This is a genomic window from Aeribacillus sp. FSL W8-0870, from assembly GCF_037963755.1.
Taxonomy (GTDB): Bacteria; Bacillota; Bacilli; order Bacillales; family Aeribacillaceae; genus Aeribacillus; species Aeribacillus composti.
In genome coordinates this window covers 270917-296669 of the sequence record NZ_CP150165.1, presented here as the reverse complement: position 1 = coordinate 296669, position 25753 = coordinate 270917, and the positions used below count along the sequence as shown (strand labels likewise).

Here is a 25753-nt window from a genome sequence, read left to right as displayed (position 1 = left end):
TAATTGATTAGGCTATCCCCGTAGTTCCTACGGTTAATCGCAAGGCTTCCTTGCGAAGATTTAAACTTGCGTTAATATCTCGGTTATGATGGGTATGACAATTAGGACACACCCATTCACGCAATGCAAGATTTTTAACGTCTTTGTTTTTGTAGCCACAGCACGAACAAAGCTGGCTGGATGGAAAATTTTTCGATACGGTAACAACTTGCTTTCCGTACCATTTCGCTTTGTATTCTAACATCGTTCTAAATTGTGACCATGATACTTCGCTAATTGCTTTAGCAAGATTGTTATTTTTTAACATATTACTTACAGACAAATCTTCCATCCCGATAATGTCGTGGTTTTTGACAATATAGGTGGAGATTTTATGCAAGTAATCGTTTCTAGCGTTTGTGATTTTTTCATGAATACGAGCAACTTTAATTCGTTGTTTGTTCCAATTAGAACCACCTTTTTTACGTCTTGATAGAATCCGTTGTGCTTTTGCTAATTTTTCTTCTAATCTTCGAAAAAACTTAGGATTAGAGTAAATCGTTCCATCTGAAAGAATAGCAAATTCTTTCAAGCCGACATCTATGCCAACAGCAGAGTCAGTTTTAGGTAATTCCTGAACTTCTGTTTCTACAAGAATGGATACAAAATATTTTCCACTTGGATTACGTCTAATTGTTGCATTGAGAATGCGACCTTCTACTTCACGACTCTTTGCAAAACGAATCCATCCAAGTTTAGGCAGCTTGATTTTATTATCATCAATAGCAATATTGTCATTTGTATACTTTGTCGTGTAAGACTGAACAGGATTTTTCTTGGACTTAAAACGTGGTTTATCGTTTTGTTTCTTGAAGAAACGGGAATAAGCGTCAGCAAGATTTTTTAATGACGATTGAAGTGCAATACTATCCACTTCTTTTAGCCAAGTTAATTCTTTTTTTAATTGTGTTAACTGAGCAGAACAAGAATTATAAGTTAAACCTTTTCCTGCCTCTTTGTAAGTATTATCCCATTTTGCTAAAAAATGATTAAATACAAATCGACAGCACCCAAAGGTTTTATTAATTAATATTTCTTGTTCTTTGTTCGGATAGAGCCGAAACTTATATGCTTTATTTACAATCATTGATTTTTCACCTCCTTTAATATATACTAAAAGTATATACTTAATTAAAATATATGTCAATAGTATATACCGAGGAGGATTGTAAAATGGAACGTATACCAAAATTAATTAAATTTCCTGTCGATTTAGTAACAAGAATCGAAGAGTACAAAAAAAAGAACAATATTAAAAATTTTTCAGTTGCAGTTTACGAATTAATTCGTAAAGGTTTAGAAAAATAATGGAATACATTTCTGAAAATCACAGTAAGCATTTACTTTTGTGCCATTTGATATTTGTTTGTAAGTATCGAAAAAAGTTATTATTAAAAGTTGGTGATGATATTAAAACCGAAATCGAATCTATATCTAATCGTTATGGTTGGCAAATTATCGAGCAAGAAATAGACCAAGACCATATTCATATTTTGATTCGTTATTCTCCGAAATGGAGCATTCTTGAAATCGTTAGATTATTGAAGCAACTTACAACCTATCGAATATGGCAAAAGCATAACGAATATCTTTCTCAACATTTTTGGAAAGAAAGAACCTTTTGGAGTGATGGATATTTTTCTTGTAGTATTGGAAATGTAAGCAAAGAGATTATCCAAAAATATATTCAAGAACAAGGTCATTAGAGCTTACATCCCCTAGGCTAAAGCCATAGGGGTTTTACGCCATTTCCTATAAAGCTTTAATCATATTACGCGTTCCAATGACCCATGCAGCAAGACGATTGATGCTGGCATCAAAGAAATCAAGTCCGATTAAAACCTTATGCAGCGCATCATTGCGCACGATTTCAAGCGCTATTTCACGCAATTCATCATCCAAAATCACGACATGGTCGCTGTCCCACCGAACCGGTCTCGATACGTGTAAAGCAAGCCTGTCGCTATAAAGCAAAATCGATGAAATTTTATTTGAGACTGTTTCAGTAGGATGAAAATGACCTGTATCTAATAAATATATTTTATTATTTTGTAAGGCGTACCCTAGATAAAATTCATGCGAGCCGACAACAAAAGACTCAGATCCTATTCCAAACAATTTGCTTTCGACTGCATCCAAATTATATTTCTCATTGATCTCTACACTAAAAATTTTATCCAATGATTCTTTTAATCGCTTCCTTGGAGTCAATCGGTCGCTTGGAATGTCCTTATAGCCGTCCGGAATCCATATATTTGTTAAGCATGGTGTTCCAAGCTCCTTGCCAAAGTACTCACCGATTTTTCGGCTCCTAATACAGTGGTTGATCCAAAATTCTCTAATTCCCGGATCAGGATGAGACAACGTCAGTCCATCTGCTGCTTTTTCATGCGAAAATAAGGTAGGATTAAAATCCAGCCCTATACCAATTTTTTTCGCCCAATTAACCCAGTTTTCAAAATGTTTCGGTTCTAACTGATCTCTTTCCACTTTTTCACCATTTGTTTCTGCATAAATGGCGTGTAGGTTGACACGATGTTTTCCTGGAATTAATGACAGCGCTTTCTCTAAATCCTGCCTTAATTCTTCAGCATTTCTTGCCTTCCCCGGATAATTTCCTGTTACATCAATCCCCCCTGAAAGCTCGCTTGCATCTGCTTCAAATCCTTTTACGTCATCACCTTGCCAGCAATGGATAGAGATTGACGCTTGCTGCAAGTTTTCTAATACTTCTTCAATATTTATTCCCCATTTTTCATAGACTTGCCTTGCTAGCTCAAAAGATTCTTTTATAACCATAAATTATCCATCTCCTTTAGTAAACTAGTACTTTTTTCTAATACATTATGAATGTACCTTATGCTGTTTTTATGAACTGTTATGAAAATTTAGAAATTTTAAAGTAAACGGTTTCAATTTTCTTCACTAACTGTCGAACATTCCTTCACCTTTGGACAAATTAAATTCTTTAGCTTGATAAATGCCAGCGTCGGCGCCAAGGAAAGGGGGAAGAGTTCATGACATCTTTTATTTTCGCTTTTTGCATAAATATAAAAATATTCCAAACATACTAGTTGGTTTTTACTGTAATTTCAATTATATAACACTTTTGTTTGTTATTGAATATATTTTTTTATTTTTGTTCTTTATGTTATTTCCTACCTCTGTCCTAATCAAAGAGGTGAACGCAACTTTAGCATCAATGTTTGAATTTTTGACAGATGCTCAGCTTATTTCGAACTTCTTTACAAAGTCTTATTTCCCGCTTTAATTGATAGAATTTTCATTATATAATGAAAATAACATTTTTTCAGGAGGGTACATAATGGAAGGATTCCGTTTTTCACACCGCCTGCGGGTGCGCTACTCAGAAATTGACGGACAAAAAATTGTCTTTAACGCCCATTACTTGACATATATTGACGTTGCGGTTATTGACTATTTTGAGGAAGTGTTTGGGCGGGATCTCGAGGAGCTTGCCCAAGAAAATATATTTGATATTGCAATGGTCAAATCAACGCTGGAATATAAAAAGCCAGCCCGTTTTAAAGATATGCTTGAGATCTGGTGCCGAACATCACGAATTGGCGGCTCTAGCCTGACAATGGAGTTTATCATCACAAAAGCGGGAGAAAAAGACCCGCTGGTTCAGGCTGAAGTGATCTATGTCAATTATGATGCCGCCGCTGGAAAATCGAGAGCGATTCCTGATTTCGTCCGTCAGCGAATTAAAGAATACGAACCGGGAGTCAGCCTATAAACAAAATACAATCGTTTAGACCTATAGCTGACTCCTTGCGCCCTTCAGACAAGGGGTCAGTTTTTATAAAACTTTATCTGGACTTTTTGGAGCATTTAATAAAGTCACCCCGCCAATGATCAATACTAGACCAACTAATGTAATAATATTAAATGGGTCCCGCCATACTAGAACACCAATTAACGCTGTAAAAGCTGTCCCCAGCCCCGACCAAATCGCGTAGGCCAAGCTTAGCGGAACTGTCTTAAGACATAACGACAAACAATAAAAAGATAATCCATAACCAACTATAACACCAATGGAAGGGAAAAAACTTGTAAATCCATCTGACAATTTAAGCATTGTCGTACCAAATACTTCGCTGATAATAGAAATTCCTAATGCGATATAACCTTTCATACAATTGCCTCCTCTCTCATCGTTAATGAGAACTGCTGAGTTTCAAAACAACCACTCCACAAATGATTAGAACTAAACCTAAACATTTTTTAAGATCAATACTTTCTTTATAAAAGATAACACCAACTAATGCAGTTAAAGCCGTACCGACGCCTGACCATATCGCATAAGCCGTACCAAGCGGTATTGCTTTTAGAGATAAAGATAAGAGATAAAAAGCTGCGCCATACCCCATTACGACTCCGATGGAAGGAAACAACTTTTTAAATCCATTTGATACTTTCAGCATTGAACTTGCAAATACTTCACTTATGATGGCTACTGCCAAAATTACATATTCCTTCATGTGAATCCTCCTAAAACTTAACGGTCCTTCGCACTTTTGTCCTTTGATATAACAATTTGATAGTCTTTGAAAAATACGTTTTGACTGACCTGATAAAATCCAATCCATCGCTTACTCACAGTCATGCACGCAGACTCTCGTCTTTTCACCAGCAACTAGTACAAAATACTAGGAAAAATCATGTCCGCAACATTACGTGGAGAAGAGTTAGAAAAAAAGGAATTCCAGAAAGGTCCAAGGAGATTTTTACAATGGATCTAACGTCTAATCAATAAATGGATCCCCTTGAAAATGGCCACCCACACTATAAATGGTAAGTTCATCGTTTGATGAACTTGAACTTCGTAATCATACATTTCTAAAAGATTTTTAAATATCGAAGAAATTTTGTTCGCTGTCAGAATGACCTCTTTTCCATTACTAATCGTTATCGTTTTAAATGCAAGAGTAGAGTTTATATGAAAGCTGTTCTGGCTATAAACCATTCGAAGCTCTTTAAAAATAGATTTTTTCTTATGTAGTGACAAATTTTTCATTCGTACAATTTCTTTTCCGTCTGGTTGAAGCACAACAAAGGCGTTATGTATGAAATGTTCTTTTGTAGATATTGCCTTATATTCTTCTTTTCCAGAAAAAAACGAATACTTTCCAATTGGAAAGCTCCATTTAGGATGAAGCAACACTTCTTCATCAGTCTGTATTTCACGGATACGAGTTTTCGTTAAATCCATAAATGAATCTTTAAAAATAAACGAATAAGTCATTTTTTCTCTCCATCTTTGTCAAATCCTTTATACTGCTTCCCATTATATTGAAAAAGAATTTCCTTCTATGCATATTTTATCACAGGTTTTCATCATTCTTTCTTCCTCTTATCTATCCACCTTCTCCCCCCTCACCCTTCGACTCCCATACAGCTACAAGGCTTCGAGAGAATAGAAGATATCATCAATTTTCCACAAAAGAAGAAGCCGAACATGCGCCTGGTGATCAAGTTCGACTTCTTGGACACTTTTTTAAACATGAAAATAAAGATCCGCACTGCGGTGATATCGAGCTATCGCTTCCCGTTAGCGGTACTCGGAAGCATTCGCTGGCTTACCAGCATCCTGCACTTCTCCGATATATCGCCAGGCATCTGGCTGTGAGCCATCAAGATCATAAAACCATACACTTGCGCGAGCTGACCGCTTGACACAGATTGACCGTTCCAGCGAGCAATCTTCGGATCACCGGCTAAAGTGGCCGACAAAACGCGGCGTTTCCGAGATGATGAATTGGGGTTCCTTTACAAGGGCATCACGCCAGTTTTCTTCTGTCATACCATAGTGATCAAGCATAATTTCAGAACGCATCCAACCCGGAGTCTGCTACGGCGGTGCATTGATATGGTAAAAGCTTATGGGCTAAAGACTTTGCCATACGAATGACAGACATCTTGGCAAGATCGTAGAACAGTGATAAACGGTAGTTTTTCTCGTTGTATTCTGCCGTGCCATCCGTTATCTCAACGACCAGCCCGTTCTTATTTCGGATTAACAGGGGTAATGCAAAGTGGAGCGTCAAATACTCTATCTGCAGAGGCATCAAAAGAACGTTTCATCGTTAAGGTTATTGTAGATGTACTAACCATTCTCATCACCCTTTACAAAATAATGAATTTGTTGCAAATACTTTATTTTTTTCTCCTTTTTGCTTTATTCAGCTCATGTTCAAGAACGTCAAACTGTCTGTTCCAAAAACGTTCATAAAATCGAAGCCATCTTTAGCAGTAGAAAACGATTTGGAGGTAAGACGACAAATATGCGTTCGTCCTTGCATAGTCCTTTCAAACAGGGTTGACCGTTCTAATGTTTTGATATGCTTAGCAAAGCTGCTAAAGACATATCAAAAAGGTTCCGCCAATTCCCATACTGTTCGGTCATGAGAGGCAAGTAGACGAATTATTTCTCTTCGCGTCAGATCAGTTAGGCTTGAAAGATGTTGTCTAGTAAGTATAGAACTTGAATTTATTCAACTATTAGTTTAACTATTTCTGTACAGTAATTACTTTTAAGTTCAGATGCATGATAGTAATTCTTTTTTATATCCTGCCCGTTAAAACCGGATATTTTTCTGTACAATCATGGGGCTGTCCAGAAAGTCAGATCCCCATTGAAAACAAAAAATCATAAACACCGATATATCAACGTTTCTAAAACATTAATGGGGGCGTCAATAAGCCGTAAAAACGAATTATTAGACACCCCCATCACCTATTTTGTTAAATTTCTCCTTTTTAGCAGGTGAAACGCTTATAAGAAGTGAATTCATTGTATGAGAAAAAATGGCGGATAGCATATAAGGAGAGATATAATGAAATTTTTTACAAAAGAATGGTATGACGAAATGCAGAAGGCGCACCTGCTTACAATTCCCGAGTCTGATGAAGAATGGGTGGATTTTATCAAAAGCTTTGAAGAAGACGGCGAGGATGTTTACGACTATTTGCGGCAAAATCTTGAATCTATTAAAGACGAATTATTGCAAACATTGCCGGAAACATTTCATCCCTATATTCTGGACGGCACCATTAATCAGCCGACACTGCCAAAGGAAGTGCGGGACGAACTCATCATTTGGTTTAAGGCTAAAATAGAGGAATGCGAAAAAGTGTTAGATGAAGCGAATAATCATTTTGAACATATTCGCGAAAATCTGCCGGAAGAGCTGATCAGCATTTTGGAAGATGGATTACATGACGCAGAATTACAATATATCCATCGCGATCACGATGCACTCAGATTAACGTTAAATGGGGAAGGCAGTTTCAGCAAGGGGGATGCCATCGTTATTGAGATTACTGGAATCAAAGAGGAACAATCCGAAATACCTTTAACACCAGGTATGTTTTGGCTTTATGAAGAAGGGGATCTTAATAACAAAAGCTTCATCTTAAGTGTTTTATTTGACAATCCGATGACGGAATGGAAGGTAGCTGCAAAACAATTTTCCATTACCCATTTTTATAAAACACAAATTTTTCACCACGATCAGGAATTTGAGAAGGAAAATCATAGCCGCCATAAAGCAAAAAAAGAGAGACATAGTCTTCCTTACAAACTGCCGGATCAGTATGCGTCTTTCGTGACCGCTTTACACGAAGGAGAAGCGGAGAAAATGTATTTTTTAACGGAAAAGGAAGCTATAGAAATCGACCGCTTTTTATCTCTTGAGGAATTGAAATTAGAAGGCAGCGTCATCCCGATTGCAGTTTGTACCAATGGAAATATTGTACTTCACCTTGAAACTCAGAAAATATTGTATCTTGGTGCAAATACAGAGGAGCTAGCTGAAAACTTTGGAAAATTTTTAGAAGGACTTTATTCAAAACAGTTCGTGGATGAAATGCCCCTATTATCAGAGCCGTTACCGACGGAAGAATTGGAAAGCGCACTGTTCAGTGAAGACTTAGAGCTGATCATACGTGCATGGAACACCATTGTTCAAGAACCAGAAAAACATATACCATTAATAGAAAAAACTCTCCCATATTCTTTACAGCATGAAAATGAAGAGATACAACTAATCGGTGAAGTGTATATGGACCATATTCTTTCCTTCAACATTTTGTCTGAGCAATTCATCAATAAACTGAGAAAAAGCACTTAGGAACGAATGCTAAGGCAAGGCTCTTTCTAAATGATCCTGTTCCATACCCCATCGAATGAATTTGGACAACAAACTTATGGTCCCGGGGGTCATGACCTTTTCACCGCTTCTACTAATCGAGTAGGAGGGGGTGACTAACCCCCGACCTCTCACACCACCGTACGTACCGTTACTTCTGCCTTCACGGCTTGGGGCTTTCACCCTAGAGATTATTACACTCTGCCGGGTGTACAAAAATAGCAGCACAGACCTTGCCGTAGTCTGTGCTGCTAATCTTAATATGTTTTATTTAAAACAGATTTGGGGTGTGCTAAAAGTACGTTTTATTTGTTGATCAGTTACTATTTATTTTAAGTAGCAAGTGTCAAGTAATCTACTAATAGACAGCGTCCCGGATTATTTCAAACTGCGGTTCAAGAAAGCTTTCGTTCGTTCAAACTTCGGGTTTGTAAAAATCTCAGTCGGAAGACCGGATTCGATGATTTCCCCGTTGTCCATGAAAATGACTCGGTTTGCAACCTCCTTGGCGAACCCCATCTCATGTGTCACCACAATCATCGTCATGTGCTCTTCAGCCAGCTGCTTCATTACTTGCAGTACTTCTCCGGTTAACTCCGGGTCCAAGGCGGAAGTAGGTTCATCAAACAGCAGGATTTCAGGGTTCATCATAAGCGCACGAGCAATGGCGACTCTTTGTTTTTGACCGCCCGAAAGTTTTGCAGGATAAGCTGATGCCCGATCGGAGAGCCCGATTTTCTTCAGAAGTTCTGTGCTGCGTCGTTCAATTTCCGCATTTAACTCCTTCTTTACTAGCTTAGGAGCAAGTTCCAAATTTTCTTTAACCGTGAGGTGAGGAAAGAGATTGAAATGTTGGAAAACCATTCCCATCTTAGAGGTGATCCGCTTAATCTCCTGCGGTTTTGAGTAAATCCCGTCCTTCACCAAATAATCCCCGGATATACAAATGCTGCCTCCGTCAATTTCCTCAAGATGGACCAGGCTACGGAGCATTGTACTTTTACCAGAGCCAGATGGTCCGATCACAGCAATTACGTCGTTCTTGTTAACATCAAATGTTATCTGTTTTAATACATCCAACTTGCCATATGATTTTTTGAGGTTGGATACTTCAATGAGAACCACACTCACTACTCCTTTTTAATCAAATTTGAACCGTCGTTCGAGCCACTTAAAGAGAACAGTTAATAAGAGCGTCATGATCAGATAAATAATGCCTGCGATGAAGAAAGGCACGATTGTAAAATCACGGTTCACAGCAGTCTGTGCATAGTGTAATAATTCTGGTACGGCAACAGCATAGAGCAGTGCGGTATCCTTAACTAGTGTAACCGATTCGTTAGCGACGGCAGGAAGTGCGATGCGGAACATTTGTGGAAGTATGATTCGCGTCATCGTCTGCCATTTATTCAAGCCTAGGACTTGTGATGCCTCATACTGACCTTTATCAATAGCCAGCAAACCGCCGCGGAAAATCTCGGCAAAATATGCAGCATAGTTCAATATAAAACCCAAACAAGCTGCGACAAAGCGGTCTAATACCAAATAATCTCCGATCACAGGGATCATCGGCAGTCCAAAACATATAAAAAGCAGCTGAAGCAGCAATGGAGTGCCCCGCATCACATATATATAAATCTGTGTAAGCCACGATAAAGGCTTGAACCTGCTTCTTACAGCAAGTGTTAGTATGAAGCCGAGCGGAATTGACAACACAATGACGATCAAAAACAAGAGAACCGTCATCTGTGCCCCTAGCAGCATCGGCTTAATGATTGAGTTGAAATAATCTACGGACATGAAAGAATTCCTCCAAAAGCAAAACAGGGTTTCTCAAGGAAATCCAAGTTCGGTCTATTTTACTTTAATACCTTATTTTCGCCAAACCACTTTTGCGAGATTTCGGCGGCAGTGCCGTCCTCATTCAGCTCATCGAGAGCTTTTTGCAGTTTATTCAGCAGTTCCTCATTACCCTTTTTAACACCAATTCCATATTCTTCTTGTGCAAGGGATTCATCGAGCAGTTTATAAGTATCTTTTTCTTTCGACATGTAATATTTAATGACAACTTCATCAATCACTACTGCATCAACACGTTTTAGCTTTAGATCCTTCAATGCCAGAACATTGTCGGCATACTCCGTAACCGTCTTGATTTTCGATTTAATCGGATTTTTATCCAACGCATCGGCTGCAGAAGATAGAGATTGAAGACCAACCACTTTGCCTTCTAGATCATCAAGTTTAGAAATGTTTGAATCAGCAAGTGTGACCACAACTTGTGCATTTTTCATATAAGGCTTTGTAAAAAGAACCTTCTTTTTGCGCTCCTCCGTAATGGTATACCCGTTCCAAATGAGATCGATCCGTCCGCTGCTTAATTCAGATTCTTTTGTTTTCCAATCGATCGGCTGAAATTTTACCTTTGTTCCCATTTTTTCGGCAGCTGCCTTGGCGTAGTCAATGTCAAACCCTACAATTTCATTATTCTCATCCCGGAACCCCATAGGTGCAAATTTATCATCTATTCCAATTACTAGCGTTTTGTCTTTTTCCTCCGATTTGGAGCATCCTATCAGGAGCGAGAATAACGCTGCCATAGTTAGAATAAACATTGCTAATCGTTTCATACTGTAGATAACCACCTTTAATTTATTTTCATTTTGTTTTTAACCTATTGCATGTCCAAAAAATTTAAATGTCCCCCGCTACTACTCACAATTAAACCATCCGTAAATGCATCTGCAATAGTTCGGACAACATTTGCATCAAATAAGCTCAAAAAAGCAATAACGATAATTGCTATAAAAACGCATCTATAAAGATATCAGCGAGTGTACTTTAATTCGATAATATATTAGAGTAATAAATTAACATAAAATAAAAATAACACAACATAAAAATGAATGTCAATGGATATTTTTAGTTCATTAGCATACTAAAGTATTTGAGAATTATAGTTTTCTATACATATAATTGTATGTTCAATGTTTGATTTGCTTTTTAAATCTCCACCATAAAAACAGGGCTCGAATGACTTGATCGATTACAATGGATAGCCATACTCCTGCTATTCCTAAATTTAATTGGATGCCCAATACATATACACCTACAATACGAATGACCCACATGCCGACCGCTGTACTGTACATGGGGCTTTTTGTATCTCCTGCTCCTTGTAAAGCTCCAGTCAACACCAATCCCATAGCTAATGCTGGTTGGGCAAAAGCATCAATTCTTAATGCCGTAGTAACCATCTCAATAGCCTGTTTATCTGTTGTAAACCAAGTAGCAAGCCAAGGAGAAAGAAAAAACAACAGAACACCTATAATAGACATAAATAACATGGCGATATAAGTCGTCAGCATTCCATATGTATAAGCCTCTTTTTCAAGCTTTGCCCCAATATGCTGCCCTACAAGTGTTGATGCTGCCGCAGCTAAGCCATATCCTAGCATATAGGAAAATGTTTCGATATTCCCGGCAATTGTATGAGCTGCATACGTTTCCGTTCCAATTCGAACAATTAATCCAAAGTAAAGCACTTGCCCTAAACGCATAATTAAGCGTTCAATTGCTGCAGGAGCAGACAGCCTCAAAATAGGCAATGTGAATTTCTTTATATCCAAAGAAGATTTCTGAAATAAAGAAAATGATATAGACGATTTTTGAATGTAATAATAAAGAGCGATGGCTCCCAGCACTCTTACAATGACTGTCGCCCAGGCTGCTCCTGCTAAGCCCAACCCGTGAAATCCCAATAAACCAAAAATGAAAAAGTAGTCCAAAACGATATGGATGATATTAATCCACCAGCTTACTTTCATCGGTGTTTTTGTATCGCCAGCAGCTCGTAAAATACTTCCAAAGATAAACATTAAAGAAATAAAAACAGACGGGACAGCTACAATCCGAAAATAAACAGAGGCGTCTACTAAAACGCTTGGTTCTGCTCCCATAATACGAAGTAAAGGTTCTGTGAAAAATAAGGTGATAAAACCAAAAAATAAACCTATAAAAAAAGAAAGAATGGTTGACTGCTTAGCAACGGCTTTTGCTTGGCCAATATTACCAGCACCGACATGACGTGCGATCAAAGAAGAAGCCCCTACTCCAACTGCCATGAAAATGGCAATATATACGGCTAGAACAGCATTTGCCACGCCTACTGCTGTGACTTCGTTTAATCCTAATTTTGATACAAAAAGTGTGTCTACAAATCCTACCACTGTTTGCAAAATATTTTCGATCATGGCAGGAACAGCTAATGCTAGGATGATCTTTATTTTTTGTTTTGTTGATCGCTCCTGACTGATACCCTCTGGAATCATCAAAAAAGTTAATCCCCTTATCGAATGAAATTCTCTAATGCTTTTTTTAAATCGTTTAATACTTGTTCCTCATTTCCTTGATGAACAGCATTTACTAGACAATTCTCCATATGATCAACAAAAATTACTTTTGCTGCATTATCTAACGCTTTCCTTACAGCCGCAATTTGCAGAAGAATTTCAGGACAGTCTCTTCCTTCTATCGCCATTTCTTTAATGGAACGAACATGTCCCTCAATTCGCGCTAATCGATTAATGACCTGCTTGCGATATTTATGTTCATGATTTTGATGATGGTGGTTTTGACACATATTTCATTCCTCCTTATTATAATAATATCCCCCCAGGGGGGATATGTCATTTTAAAATTTTTTCACCTTTTCAAAATATAAATATGCTGTTCAATCATAGTTAACATAATAGTCACAAAAACCCCTTTAGGCTATAAGTGGTTTCTTATTGATGTAAACTTCGTTGATATTTACGTGCAACCAAGCACATCTTATATCTGCATAGAAAAAGCTGGATTTTAATATAGGGCGATATTGTGAGAACAACTTTGTAAAGTATACAAGTCCTATTATCACTCTTCACAAAACATACTAAGATTAGTATGTTTTTTTGTCATAGAAAAACTCCCCTAGTGAAGGGGAGCATATATTTTAAGAGAGCCTTTACTTTTTCTTAAAAAATTATTATATCCATTCTTTTTGTTAGGATTATTGTTTTGCGCCAAATGATGACTTATTATGAGCGGGCCATGTTGCCCGTTTTTTATTTGTTGCAATGATGTAAACGGCGGCAACTGCGATCAAGACTGCAATCAAGGAACCGAGATTAAATATTCCCTTTTCGGAGTACCATGCAATCGAGTATCCAATCGAACCGGCCATTAAAGCATAATACGTAAATGGGAGCAATGTTTTTCTAATAACTTCTCCTTCTTTTCCTACCAACCCGACTACTGCCGAAGCAGCGACGACATTGTGTACACAAATCATATTCCCAGCCGCACCACCTACCGCCTGAAGGGCAACAATCCAAGTGGGATCAACACCAATTTGGGAACCTACATTATATTGAAATAAAGAAAACATCATATTACTGACCGTGTTGCTGCCAGCTATAAAAGCGCCCAGTCCACCAATAAATGTGGAGAAAAAGGGCCAATAATTGCCCGCCAGCGCTGCTACTCCGTTCGCCAATTCAATTGGCATTTGATCATAACCTGCAGCACCGCCGCCTGAATTTAAAAACACTTGAACCATTGGAACGGTAAAAATTAGCGCGGTTGAAGCTGAGATCATCGTTTTCCCTGAATGCATCCAAGCACGTTTGTATGCGCTTCCATTCATACCGTGAATAAAAAAGGTAATCAGTGACGCAACAATAAAAATTGTTCCTGGTGAATAAAGCGGTTGAAAGCTAGCCGTAATATTTGTTCCAAACATATTCCGAATCTCAATCGTCCACGCTTGCAGCCATCCGCCGATCGGAAGCGATTTCAACCTGGTCGCCACTAAAAACAGGCCAACTAAAATATACGGAGTCCAAGCGCGAATCATGCTCATCTTGCCGTTCTTGTGTGCGATATCTTTAATCTCAATTTTTCCTATCCAATCCGGATCCCATTTAGACTTTTCTTCAAAATCCCATACTTCTTCTTGAGATGGCATTAAAAAACCTTTTTTCGCAGCGGCAATAACGATTGCTAATCCGACCAAGCCGCCAACCATGGAAGGAAATTCAGGGCCAAGGACATTGGCAACGATGAGATATGGTATCGTCATTGTAAAAGCCGCAAACAAGGCAAATTTCCAAACTTTAATTCCTTCAGAAAACGACTTGTTTTTTCCAAAAAATTTGGTCATTAGGGCTACAACAAATAATGGAACAAGAGTGCCCGTTATCATATGAAGAATAGCAACTTTCGCTCCAATCAAAGTGACCAACGACAGCAAGTTATCAGTAATCGTTGCATCAGCGGATAATCCTGATTGTACGCCGACAAGAATCGGTGTGCCGACAGCACCGAATGAAACGGGTGTGCTTTGTATGACCATGCCCGCCACAACGGCTGCCATCGCTGGGAATCCCAATCCTACTAATAATGGAACAGCAACTGCAGCTGGTGTACCAAAGCCTGCGGATCCTTCAATAAACGAACCAAATAACCATGCGACAATAATTACTTGAATGCGCCGGTCTGGAGAAATATCGGTGAACCCTTGCCGGATTGTTTTAATTCCCCCACTTTCTTGCAAAGTATTTAAAAGCAAAATGGCGCCAAAAATGATGTACAATAGTGTAGCAGCTACAACCAAACCATTTATGGAGGCAGCTATTACATTGGCTGCTGATACTTTCCAAACAAAGAGCGCAAGTATGACGGCCACAACATATGAAATCGGCATCGCTTTGCTAGCTGACCATCGAAACCCAACCAAGAAAATTCCGACGATTAAAATTGGAAGAAGCGATAAAAAAGCCAACAATCCAGTACTCACAAGAGATTTTCCCCTCTCTTATTCAAAATGTAATTCACCCACATGAATGGAAAATCATTGTACACTCATTATATCTTTTATTTTTTTAATTATCAATATTTTCTGAATTTTTTATCATTAACTAATTCCTTTGTTATGCAATAATCAAACCCTTGCCCTATTTGAAAAGTTGGAGCGAAATCCAATTCAAATAAGGCGAAGGTATTACTCAAGCATATTCAACAAAACCAAGCCGAGCAGAAATTTGCTTTCCTATTTCAATCATCCGCGGCTGAAGTTGTTTGAGCCTCTCATCTGTCATTCGAATGGTTGGTCCTGATACGCTCACGGCAGCAATGACCTTCCCCAAATGATCAAAAATTGGGGCGGCAATACAACGAATCCCATATTCGTTTTCTTCTAAATCTAGTGCATATCCTTGTTGTTTTACTCGAATGAGCTCTTTCAAAAATGCATCCTTATTCGTAATCGTATTTTTCGTATGCATCGGCAACCCTTTTCTGTCAAGGATGTCTAAAACGACACTTGACGGCAAATTGGCGAGAATGGCCTTTCCTACAGAGGTGCAATGCATTGGGGCACGCTTTCCGACTTTTGAATGCATGCGCAGCGTTTCATTTCCTTCCAATTTTTCAATATAAACGACTTCTCCTTGGTCATAAACAACCAGATGGATGACTTCGTTCGTCTCATTTTCTAATTTTTGCAGGAAAGGTTTTGCTTCTTTGCGAAGATCAATCGATTCTAATAGCTTCGAACTGATTTCCAAAAATTTATACCCCAGTTTATATCGTCCTGTTTCGGAATCTTGTTCAATATAGCCGTACCGGGCAAGTGTAGATAAGATTCGATACACGGAGCTTTTGTTGATATCAATCTGATTGGCAATCTCTGTGACGCCTAAACCTTCTTTTTTTAAGCTGACAAGTTGAATAATGTCCAACGCCCTGCTTACAGACTTGACCATATTGTCCCTTTCCACAGCCGTTCACCTTCTAAAATCTTGGCGGAATTTGCTAGAGTGCAAATTCCGCCATATAAATTTTCTTGATTCCCTTATATTATGACAGGAAGAACAAAAACTGCCAAGTTCTTTCTGTTCCATTATTCACTTTATCATTTGAATACTAAGATTGTTTCCTTCATAACGTGTTAACACGTTTTTTTTGCAGTAACAACGTGCCGATTCCTTTCATTTCACATTCAATTACATCTCCTGCTTGAACAAAATCGGCTCCAACCGGACTTCCTGTTAAAAGGACATCACCGGGTTTAAGTGTCATGACAGATGGTAAATAGGAAATCATTTTCCGAATGGAAATAATCATCAATTCCGTTGAATTATCTTGTTTTTTAACACTGTTCAACTTTGCTTCAACATGAATGCGAAATGTATCAAGTTCTGTTTCAATGACAGGGCCAAGGGGGGGGTAAATGTGTCAAACGATTTACCGATTGTCCAATGGCCATCTTCATGGAAAACTGCGGCGCCGTTACGTCGTTGCCCACCGTGTACCCAAATACATAATTCAATGCTCCGGCACCATTTTCGTTTGTTTACCGATGACAATTGCCAGCTTAGATTCAAACTTTACCCTGTCTATTCCCTCTGGAATAACAATCTGTTCTTCAGGACAAATAACGGATTTTTATGAACTTCCAGCGCCTTTTCCTGAAGGTTTTTCATACATTCAACTCCTTCATAATAAAACTTTTCATTCATAACCAAAGCCGCGCAACTAAAGATTTTGATCGGTTTTTGTGCATGGAAGATGTAGCTTTTAAATAGAAGGCACCCTTTGGTAGGATGCCTTCATGATGAGAAGTTATTGTTTTACAGCATATTTTGCTTTTGCTTCAAGACGGCGGCGATGCAAAATCGGTTCTGTGTAGCCGTTAGGTTGATCATAACCTTTAAATACGAGGTCACACGCAGCTTGAAATGCGACGGAACGGTCATAATCTTTTGACATCGGGCGGTAGCCAGGTTCATTTTCATTTTGCTTGTCGACTATTTTCGCCATCCGCTTAAGTGTTTCAAGAACTTGTTCTTTCGTAACAATGCCGTGATGCAGCCAGTTTGCGATATGCTGGCTTGAAATCCGCAACGTTGCCCGGTCTTCCATCAAAGCAATATTATTAATATCCGGAACTTTTGAACAGCCGATTCCTAACTCCACCCAACGAACAACATATCCTAAAATTCCTTGTGCATTATTATCTAACTCTTCTTGTATTTCTTCAGGGGTCCAATTCGGGTTTTCTGCAACCGGAATTTGTAAAATTTCATCACGGAGATCTTCAATCGTTTCAGCCAATTTGTTTTGGACATCTGTTACATTTACTTGGTGATAATGGAGAGCATGCAATGTAGCCGCTGTTGGTGATGGCACCCACGCAGTATTGCCGCCTGCTTTTAGATGGCCAATCTTTTGCTTGAGCATTTCCGCCATCATGTCCGGCATTGCCCACATGCCTTTTCCAATTTGCGCACGGCCTTGGAAGCCGCTTTGTAAACCGATATAGACGTTTGAGCGTTCATAGGCTTGCAGCCATTGAGATGTTTTCATATCATTTTTCCGAATCATCGGACCTGCTTCCATTGATGTATGGATTTCATCGCCAGTTCGGTCCAAAAACCCTGTGTTAATAAATACAACACGATCTTTTACTTCCCGAATACAAGCTTTCAAATTCAAAGTTGTGCGCCGTTCCTCATCCATCACACCAATTTTCAGCGTATTCCGTTTTAATCCCAGCAAATCTTCGACGCAGTTAAATAGCAAGTTGGCAAACGCCACTTCCTCAGACCCGTGCATTTTAGGTTTTACAATGTAGATCGAACCTTTCCTGGAGTTTTCAAATTTGCCATTTCCTAAAAGGGAATGTTTAGCAATCAAACTTGTTACAACCGTATCCAATATTCCTTCTGGGATCTCTTCTCCCTCTCCAATGAGCACTGCACTATTTGTCATCAAATGCCCAACGTTACGAATGAGCATAAGTGAACGACCTGGGAGAGTGAACTTTTCTCCTGTTTTGGATGTGTATGTTCTGTCAGCATTAAGCGTACGTGTAATCGTTTTATCGTTTTTTGTAAAAGTAGCTGTCAAATCTCCTTTTATGAGGCCAAGCCAATTGCGATAAACAAGCACTTTGTCTTCCGCATCCACTGCCGCCACAGAATCTTCGCAATCCATAATCGTTGTAACAGCCGCTTCCAATAGAATATCTTTAATTCCCGCATCGTCATTTTTTCCAATTGGATGGCTTCGATCGATCTGGATTTCAATATGAAGACCGTTGTTCTTCAATAAAATGGCAGATGGTTTATCCGACTCTCCTCTATAGCCTACGAACTTTTCTCTTTCTTTAAGAGCGGTTGTCTTGCCATTCATTAAAGTGACAAGCAAATTCCCGTCTTCAACTGCGTATTGAACAGCGTCTCGGTGGAAATGTTCTTGCAACGGCACTACTTCATCAAGGAAGTTTTTCGAAAAGGCAATGACTTTTTCCCCGCGAATCGGATTATACTCTCCTTTTCGTTCAGCCCCATCTTCTTCGCTGATGACATCCGTTCCATAAAGAGCGTCATAAAGGCTTCCCCATCGGGCATTGGCGGCGTTAAGAGCGTACCGTGCGTTATTAATCGGCACTACTAACTGCGGCCCGGCTTGTAGAGCAATTTCCTCATCGACATTTTCTGTTGTAATCTTAAAGTCTTCCACTTCTTGTTCTAAATAGCCGATTTCCTGCAAAAATGATTTATAGGCTTCAAAGTTGAATTTGTTGCGATGTTTTTTGTGCCATTCGTTGATTTTTTGCTGGATTTCATCACGACGCTTAAGCAAATTTTTATTAATAGGTGTCAGTTCATAAACAAGGTTCTCAAACTGAAGCCAGAATTCATCTTTTTCCACACCACTTCCCGGCAATGCTTCATTGTTGATAAAATCATACAAATTTTCAGCTACTTGCAAATTGCCGACTTTTACATAGTTTGTTTTCATGGGCACAATTCCTCCTTTAAATGTTATAATTGTTGTTTGTTATTACGAAACACTGTTTCGTAATTGTTTAAAAAAGGATAACATGATGATGGAATCATTTCAATAATTTTCTTAAAATTCTTTTTTATGATGCTGTAACAGATTTCCCCTCTTTTTTCACTTCCAAACAACGTCCCGGAGTTGGGAAGAGCTTCCCGGCATTTAATAAATTTTTCGGATTAAATACTTCCCGAATATCCGTTTGCGCCGCTATTTCTTCGTCGCTAAAAATGAAGCGCATCTCTTCTCTTTTCTCGATCCCTACTCCATGTTCACCTGTAATCGATCCGCCGGCATCTGCACATGCTTGCAAACAGGCGCTGCCAGCTTTTAAAGCCTTTTCTGTTTCGCCCGGTTTTCTGGCATCAAAAAGTACAAGCGGGTGCAGATTGCCATCGCCAGCATGAAAGATATTTGCGATGCGCAGACCATACTCTCGACTAATTTCGTGAATTCTGTTTAACACTTCGGGTAATTTGCTGCGGGGAATCACACCATCCTGAACTAAATAATCAGGAGAGATCGCCCCCATTGCGCCAAATCCAGTTTTGCGGTTTGCCCACCATCTAGCTCTTTCCTCTTCACTTTGTGCCACTTTTACTTCTCGAACATGATTTCTCTTGCAAACTTCTAAAATTTGATGGATTTGCTCGTCTATACCTGCGGATATTCCATCCACTTCAATGAGCAAAAGCGCTTCAATGTCTTTTGGATGGCCGACAGGAAACGCTGCCGCTTCAACCGCTTCTATTGCTATTTGATCCATCATTTCAAGGGCTGCTGGTACAATTCCGGCAGAAATAATGTCCGATACGGCTTGACTGCCATCCGCAACGTTGTCAAAATAAGCGAGCACCGTTTGCTTTGCTTCCGGGTTTTTTAAAATACGAACCGTTATTTTCGTCACAATTCCTAAAGTTCCTTCTGATCCTGTTAAAAGTCCTAATAAATCATAGCCCGGTGCATCAGGTATTCCATCCTTGCCTATTTCAATGACTTCGCCATTTGGCAATACCACTTCAAGCCCTAAAATGTGATTTGTCGTCACACCATATTTTAGACAGTGTGCACCGCCCGCATTTTCACCGACATTTCCGCCGATGGTGCAGCAATATTGGCTTGATGGATCAGGCGCATAATAATATCCTTTGTCCGAAATGGAGTTCGTCAGTTTTAAGTTGACAAATCCAGGTTCCACTACTGCACGCCTGTTTTCAAAATCAACACTTATAAGGCGTTTCATTTTTACAAGACTAATGATTACTTCCCCATTCAACGGGATCGCCCCGCCGCTGAGACCAGTTCCGGCGCCGCGGGCAAGGAACGGCAAATCATGTTCGTGGCAATATTTCACAATTTTTGCGACTTCTTCTGTATTATTCGGGAAAACGACTGCCCTCGGCAAACGACGATGAATGGTAAAGCCATCGCAATCATAAGCTAATAAATCTTCTTTTTTATACAAGATGGAACGGTTTCCTTCAACAATGTTTGCAAGGTTTTTTATATGTTTGTCATTTGTTCTTATCCCTTTTAGAGACATTCCTCTCCCTCCTTTAGCCGATCTTCTTTTTGGTACGCCCAATCCAGCAGCTGTACGGTATGAACAATTTTTTGATTTCTTCCGTTTCTTTGAACACCCATCGCCATCTGCAGCATACAGCCGGGGTTTCCCATTACAATCATTTCTGCTTCTTTAGGAACATTCTTCATTTTGCTATCAAGCACTTCTTTAGCCATCTCCGGATTTGTTATATTGTAAATGCCAGCACTGCCGCAGCATCGGTCGGCATTCGCCATTTCAACCATTTCGACCCCAGGTATATCAAGAAGAAGGCTGCGAGGTTCGTCACGAATGCCCTGTCCATGAGCTAAATGGCATGCATCATGATAGACAACACGAGCCTTGATTTCGGCGATGGGCCTTTTATAACCAGTGTCATAAAGGTATTTTGAAATGTCTTCCACCTTGTTTGAAAATGTTTCAGCTTTTTGGCGCCAAACGGGGTCTTCACGGAACAGCTCCGGATATTCTTTTAACATACATCCGCAACCGGCAGAATTTACAATTACTTTTTCAGCATGTTGGAATGCTTCAATATTTTGTTTCGCTAATTTTCTCCCCATTTCCCGGTCGCCTGCATGAACATGAAGAGCCCCGCAGCAAGTTTGATTTTGCGGAATCATAACGTCATTTCCATTTCGAGTTAACACGTTAATTGTTGCTTCATTAATTTCGCTGAACATGACATCCATTACGCAGCCAGTTAAAAACGCAACCGTACTCTTCGTTTCTCCTTTTGCTTTAATGACTTTTTCATGTTTGTACTTTTTCCGCACAGGCTTTTTCACTTCCGGCATGATCGCTTCCATTTCGGCTAAGTGCTGCGGTATGATATTGATCAGCCCTGTTTTACGGACAAACGTTTGCATGCCGCTTTTTTGATACAATTTCAACACATTTCCTAACGTGTACAAGCGATTGTGGTGCGGAAACAAACTATGCAAAAACAGATGGCTGACCGCCTTTTTCCAGCCTTTTAACGGCATGGCTTGGCGAATTTGACCGCGCGCTTCTTCTATCAATCCCCCTACATCGACGTCCGCAGGACAAGCGGTAGTACAAGCGCGGCAATCAAGACAAGCAAAGACAGGATCCATAAAATGTTCGTTCACTTCAAGCTTTCCTTCTGCAACTGATTTAATCAAATGGACGCGTCCGCGGGGAGAATGCTGTTCCTGACCCGTGATCTCATAAGTGGGGCACGATTCTAAACACATACCGCAATGGACACAATCCGCCCATTTGTTTTCATCAGGCGGATCACTCCAAAGGTAATTGCTGAAGCTGTTGGTTTGACAGGCTGGTTCTTTGATAAGATCACTTTCATTTAATCCCATATTTAAATCCCTCCCACAAATCGCTTCGGATTGAGAATGTTGTTCGGATCAATCTTTGTTTTGATTCCTTTGAAAAGAAAGAAATATGGCGGATTTTCCCCCCAAACCTCTATTTTCTGGCGTAAAATAAACGGCAAATGTTTAATGACTGCATACCCATTGAGCTCTTTGACAAAATTCCTTAAATGCTGAATTGCTGAAATGACGTTTTCGCTGCCGCCTCTTAAAATGATTTGACACAATCCGTGGCCTAATCCACCGTGGGCTTCGATAAGCAAATTGTGCGTATCCTGTAATAAATGGCTTTCCCTAATAACTTTTAGGACATCTAAATTGACAACTCCGATTTTCAATACTGCTTCAGTCTCCCCTGTCTGATTAGACACCCTGCCATTCGGGCTGATTGTATAAAAAGATTGCCAAAACTTGCGCGCTTTCTCTTGAGCAAGAATGGTCATTTTCGTTTTAGGAGGCTGAATGCTTTTTAGAAAAGATTCTTGGTAATGAACCGAACTTTCATTATCTTCAAAACTAATGGCCAATGTATAAAATTTTTCACCCGTTAGCTTTTCAGCCAAAGACGGACTTATCAGTTCCAGTGAGACAGGTTCCATCTGCGAATCTAAAAACGCCGCGGCAAATGATCGCATTTCAGCAAAATCTCCTTCTGTAAATGATAAAAGAACATTGCTTTCATATTTTGGCAAAGGACGGAGTTTTAAAGTGATTTCCGTCAAAACCCCCAAAGTGCCCATGGAACCGACAAAAAGTTTGTTCATATCATATCCGGCGACATTTTTCACGACCTTTCCGCCTGTTCGGATGACCTTGCCATTTGGATAAACAACTCGAAGCCCGATGACTGCATCTCTGGCGGATCCATATGCCAAACGTTTGGGACCGCTTTCATTCGCAGCGATAATACCTCCGATGGTCGCATAATCCGGCCAAGCAGGATCTAGAGATATTTTTTGGTTATGTTCTTCTAAGTACTGTTGCAATTCTTGAAATGGTGTACCTGCTTTCACTGTTAATGTCATATCTCCCACTGTATGCTCGACGATTCCTTTTAGATTTGCTAAGGAAAGCAAAATATCAGCCGAATCAATTAGACCGCCAAACCCCCGCTTTGTTCCTCCGCCCACAATGGAAACGGTTTTCCCATTTTTGTTTGCATATTGCAAGATGTGTGAAATTTCGTTTTCAGTTTTTGGATAGACTGCGACTTTTCCGCCATTTCCAAGTGGATGACCTTCATTTTCCTTTACTTCCATTTGACTTTCGGGGAAAACATCTTTTAATTCTGTGTACAACTCTCCTTGGAGCAAATCAAGCACCTCCTATGTTTTGTAATAAGAAACACCGTTTCTATAAATGCGCAAAAGAGCAAGCGTTTTAAATCATTTTCTTTCAATCGACTGCAACACTTCTCTTATTACACATATTTGATATGTTATATGTTTACAATTATTAAAACACTCTTATGAAGATTTTTCAACGAATTTTTTGAATTTACAAAAAAATAAGAAAAATGAAATTCTATTAAACTTACCGTACGTCAAGATGATCTGATGTATAGCCCCCTATCTTTTTTCTCCCTGCCAATATCCTATCAACGAAAAAAAGAGACTGAATTGAAAAAGAATTTTTTATGGTCCTTTCCAAACAGCCTCTTTTGAACAAAAATTATTTTGTATCTGGAAGAAATATGGTACAAGCGGCAGCGGAAAATCTTATTATTCAGAATAGTCCAAAATGATAGCCCTCGGAAAAGAAATCCAGTTCTTGGGTAGAATAGCGCTTAAAACAACACTTAAACACGCATGCCTGGAAGTTCAAACGTTAGCTGTTTCAAAAGTACAATATATGTCAACGAACAACAGCAGCAAATTAATTGGATATTTAACAGCTGTTTATGGTTTCCACCCGTTTATACTAATGAAGAAAGGAACTAGAATACTACACAAGAAAATCCCAATCCCTACACCACTATAAAACAAACCGTTAAATATTTGCATATTATGCTTTTTCAATACTTGAAGCACTATACTAGAAACTAAGACAAAGACTACACCGCTGCTAAGGCCTGAAAAAAACCTGAACAGGTACCAAAATATATTATTTACTGACCATTCCCATGAGCAGAGTCGTAAAAATGTTCAAAGCTAAAAATATCTTTAAATAAATTGATTCATATCTTCTCAAATTAAAAAAGCTAACAAATAAAGTTCCAGCCAAATTTCCAGCCATCGATTTAGTTATATTCAAGTAGGGGAGGATAGGGGTATAAGCAAATCTTCTGATCCCCATTACAATAATCAATGCAATAATACCGCCGCATAAAGTAAGCCGCGGTTTCATAGTCATCCTTTTATTAATGGGAAGTTACTTATAATTTCTTCTATTTGATTGATGATTGTTTCGATCAGTTCGGCGGCATGCAAATTTTTGCTTAGTCGAGGATTTTGCCCGCACCAAAGCGACATCCACTCTTTATTTTTCTGTTTTGCAGCTTCTGACCGGATATCTTGGGTGAGCATATTTTGAATCGGATAAGCTGGCAAAGCATCTTCATGCTCTTTCATTTTGATGATAAATTCATTTTTTAATCCCCTTGCTGGCTTGCCGCTGAATGCTGAAGTGATTACTGCCTGTTCTTCGGTACCGTTTAATATTGCTTCTTTATGGAGTTCATTTGCTCCGCTTTCTATACAGGTAAGAAAGGCTGTTCCCATTTGAACCGCTTGCGCTCCCAATACAAGAGAAGCTAAAACTCCTCTGCCATCCATGATACCGCCAGCTGCAATAATAGGAATTGAAACATGATCCGCTACTTGCGGAATAAGGGCCATTGTTCCGATCATTGAATCATCAAAGGATCCTGCAAAACTGCCCCTATGCCCCCCAGCGTCACTGCCTTGAACGACAATCATATCCATCCCAGCCTCTTCATTCAATATGGCTTCTTTTACTGTTGTGGCTGTTCCAATTGTGACAATACCATTATTCTTTAATTGATGAATAATTTCTCTCTGAGGAATGCCAAATGTGAAGCTGCAAACGGGTACTTCATATTTTAAAACGATTTGAATTTGTTCATCAAAAACAGAAGTGTTGATTTGCGGAACATCATTCTTTTTTTCGATCCCTAACATTTGGCGGATAGGTTCCAGCAGTTGATTCGCTCTTTCAATTTCTTCTTGAATGACTGCCGGATGTTCAGGAACAAACAGATTGACACCAAATGGTTTTGAAGTCAATTCCTTTATTTTTTGAATATCCGACTCCAATTTTTCCGGCGTCATATAACCCGCCCCTATCATCCCTAGACCACCTGCATTGGATACAGCAGCAACAAGCTCGGGAGTCGTGATCCCTCCCGCCATTCCCGCTTGTATAATCGGAATTTTAATTGATAGTTTGTCTGTTATTTTTGTATGATTCCACATGCCATGTTCCTCCTTGCCTTATATACGTCAAATCTATAGGTTAACAATACAATAATCATAGCTGTTGGCATTCAATTAATAATGCCATTCATACGATTTGGTCAGCAGCAGAAAAAACGATCACCCAAAACTTAGTGAAACATCAGTTGTCCGGCTTTTTTATTTCTCTTGTTCCCATCCTTCCATCCTAAAATTCACATTATTGGACTGAAATCATGTTGTTCATTCAAGCTGCCTCTACATTCATCTGAAATTGACTTGTATAAAGATGAAAATTTATTTTTTTAATATTTCGCAAATTGT

Annotated in this window: 20 protein-coding genes and 3 pseudogenes; 4 read left to right on the top strand and 19 right to left on the bottom strand. The window is 39.2% G+C overall.

Annotated elements, in window-relative coordinates:
• Positions 1-7 precede the first annotated feature (7 nt).
• Positions 8-1126, bottom strand: coding sequence for an IS200/IS605 family element RNA-guided endonuclease TnpB (tnpB, locus tag NSU02_RS01555; protein ID WP_339193944.1), 1119 nt, complete (start codon positions 1124-1126; stop codon positions 8-10).
• Positions 1127-1212: 86 nt separating this feature from the next.
• Between tnpB and NSU02_RS01550 the strand changes: the two genes are divergently transcribed.
• The gene (locus tag NSU02_RS01550) at positions 1213-1347 is read left to right on the top strand and encodes a hypothetical protein (protein WP_264467635.1); all 135 of its coding nucleotides are present in this window, start codon (positions 1213-1215) and stop codon (positions 1345-1347) included.
• Positions 1347-1745, top strand: coding sequence for an IS200/IS605 family transposase (gene tnpA, locus NSU02_RS01545; RefSeq protein WP_339193942.1), 399 nt, complete (start codon positions 1347-1349; stop codon positions 1743-1745). The genes NSU02_RS01550 and tnpA overlap by 1 nt, the downstream gene beginning before the upstream one ends.
• Positions 1746-1794: 49 nt before the next feature.
• Here tnpA and rhaA read toward each other — a convergent pair.
• Positions 1795-2838: pseudogene (rhaA, locus tag NSU02_RS01540) on the bottom strand (L-rhamnose isomerase); the annotation flags it as partial.
• A 526-nt stretch (positions 2839-3364) separates the two neighbouring features.
• On the opposite strand from rhaA, the gene NSU02_RS01535 reads away from it, so the two are divergent.
• A complete protein-coding gene (locus NSU02_RS01535) occupies positions 3365-3799 on the top strand; it encodes a thioesterase family protein (protein ID WP_339193940.1) in 435 nt (144 codons plus the stop codon).
• Positions 3800-3862: 63 nt separating this feature from the next.
• Here the strand turns inward: NSU02_RS01535 and NSU02_RS01530 are convergent, their stop codons facing one another.
• The 4 genes and pseudogenes from NSU02_RS01530 to NSU02_RS01515 form a co-directional block, all read right to left on the bottom strand.
• Positions 3863-4198 (bottom strand): multidrug efflux SMR transporter, encoded by a 336-nt coding sequence (locus tag NSU02_RS01530; protein WP_144596916.1) that lies wholly within the window; start codon positions 4196-4198, stop codon positions 3863-3865.
• A 22-nt stretch (positions 4199-4220) separates the two neighbouring features.
• Positions 4221-4544: a multidrug efflux SMR transporter gene (locus NSU02_RS01525; protein ID WP_066250422.1), complete on the bottom strand. Its 324-nt coding sequence runs from the start codon at positions 4542-4544 to the stop codon at positions 4221-4223.
• 257 nt (positions 4545-4801) lie between these two features.
• Positions 4802-5308 (bottom strand): hypothetical protein, encoded by a 507-nt coding sequence (locus tag NSU02_RS01520; RefSeq protein ID WP_339193937.1) that lies wholly within the window; start codon positions 5306-5308, stop codon positions 4802-4804.
• A gap of 306 nt (positions 5309-5614) precedes the next feature.
• A pseudogene (locus NSU02_RS01515) lies at positions 5615-6110 on the bottom strand (short-chain dehydrogenase); the annotation flags it as partial.
• A gap of 789 nt (positions 6111-6899) precedes the next feature.
• Between NSU02_RS01515 and NSU02_RS01510 the strand changes: the two are divergent.
• Positions 6900-8195: a DUF4085 family protein gene (locus NSU02_RS01510; protein WP_339193935.1), complete on the top strand. Its 1296-nt coding sequence runs from the start codon at positions 6900-6902 to the stop codon at positions 8193-8195.
• A gap of 396 nt (positions 8196-8591) precedes the next feature.
• On the opposite strand, the gene NSU02_RS01505 is transcribed toward NSU02_RS01510, so the two are convergent.
• The 13 genes and pseudogenes from NSU02_RS01505 to NSU02_RS01445 form a co-directional block, all read right to left on the bottom strand.
• Positions 8592-9338, bottom strand: a complete 747-nt coding sequence (locus NSU02_RS01505) for an amino acid ABC transporter ATP-binding protein (RefSeq protein ID WP_063386500.1) — start codon at positions 9336-9338, stop codon at positions 8592-8594.
• Positions 9339-9353: 15 nt separating this feature from the next.
• On the bottom strand, positions 9354-10013 hold the full coding sequence (locus tag NSU02_RS01500; protein WP_063386499.1) for an amino acid ABC transporter permease: 660 nt from the start codon (positions 10011-10013) through the stop codon (positions 9354-9356).
• A gap of 59 nt (positions 10014-10072) precedes the next feature.
• A complete protein-coding gene (locus NSU02_RS01495) occupies positions 10073-10843 on the bottom strand; it encodes an amino acid ABC transporter substrate-binding protein (protein WP_063386498.1) in 771 nt (256 codons plus the stop codon).
• Between the two features lie 354 nt (positions 10844-11197).
• Positions 11198-12544: an MATE family efflux transporter gene (locus NSU02_RS01490; RefSeq protein WP_339195631.1), complete on the bottom strand. Its 1347-nt coding sequence runs from the start codon at positions 12542-12544 to the stop codon at positions 11198-11200.
• Between the two features lie 17 nt (positions 12545-12561).
• The gene (locus NSU02_RS01485) at positions 12562-12855 is read right to left on the bottom strand and encodes a metal-sensing transcriptional repressor (RefSeq protein ID WP_063386497.1); all 294 of its coding nucleotides are present in this window, start codon (positions 12853-12855) and stop codon (positions 12562-12564) included.
• 408 nt (positions 12856-13263) lie between these two features.
• On the bottom strand, positions 13264-15051 hold the full coding sequence (locus NSU02_RS01480; RefSeq protein ID WP_144596922.1) for an L-lactate permease: 1788 nt from the start codon (positions 15049-15051) through the stop codon (positions 13264-13266).
• A 208-nt stretch (positions 15052-15259) separates the two neighbouring features.
• Positions 15260-16033, bottom strand: a complete 774-nt coding sequence (locus NSU02_RS01475) for an IclR family transcriptional regulator (RefSeq protein WP_063386495.1) — start codon at positions 16031-16033, stop codon at positions 15260-15262.
• Positions 16034-16193: 160 nt separating this feature from the next.
• A pseudogene (locus NSU02_RS01470) lies at positions 16194-16655 on the bottom strand (fumarylacetoacetate hydrolase family protein).
• 222 nt (positions 16656-16877) lie between these two features.
• A complete protein-coding gene (locus NSU02_RS01465) occupies positions 16878-19061 on the bottom strand; it encodes a malate synthase G (protein WP_339193933.1) in 2184 nt (727 codons plus the stop codon).
• A 124-nt stretch (positions 19062-19185) separates the two neighbouring features.
• Positions 19186-20643, bottom strand: a complete 1458-nt coding sequence (locus NSU02_RS01460; protein ID WP_311066762.1) for an FAD-linked oxidase C-terminal domain-containing protein — start codon at positions 20641-20643, stop codon at positions 19186-19188.
• Entirely contained in the window at positions 20634-22001 is a 1368-nt protein-coding gene (locus NSU02_RS01455) for a (Fe-S)-binding protein (RefSeq protein WP_339193931.1), read from the bottom strand. Before NSU02_RS01455 ends, NSU02_RS01460 begins: the two co-directional genes overlap by 10 nt.
• 2 nt (positions 22002-22003) lie before the next feature.
• Positions 22004-23275: an FAD-binding oxidoreductase gene (locus NSU02_RS01450; protein ID WP_130157041.1), complete on the bottom strand. Its 1272-nt coding sequence runs from the start codon at positions 23273-23275 to the stop codon at positions 22004-22006.
• A gap of 1089 nt (positions 23276-24364) precedes the next feature.
• A complete protein-coding gene (locus NSU02_RS01445) occupies positions 24365-25450 on the bottom strand; it encodes a nitronate monooxygenase (RefSeq protein ID WP_063386490.1) in 1086 nt (361 codons plus the stop codon).
• Positions 25451-25753: the final 303 nt, after the last annotated feature.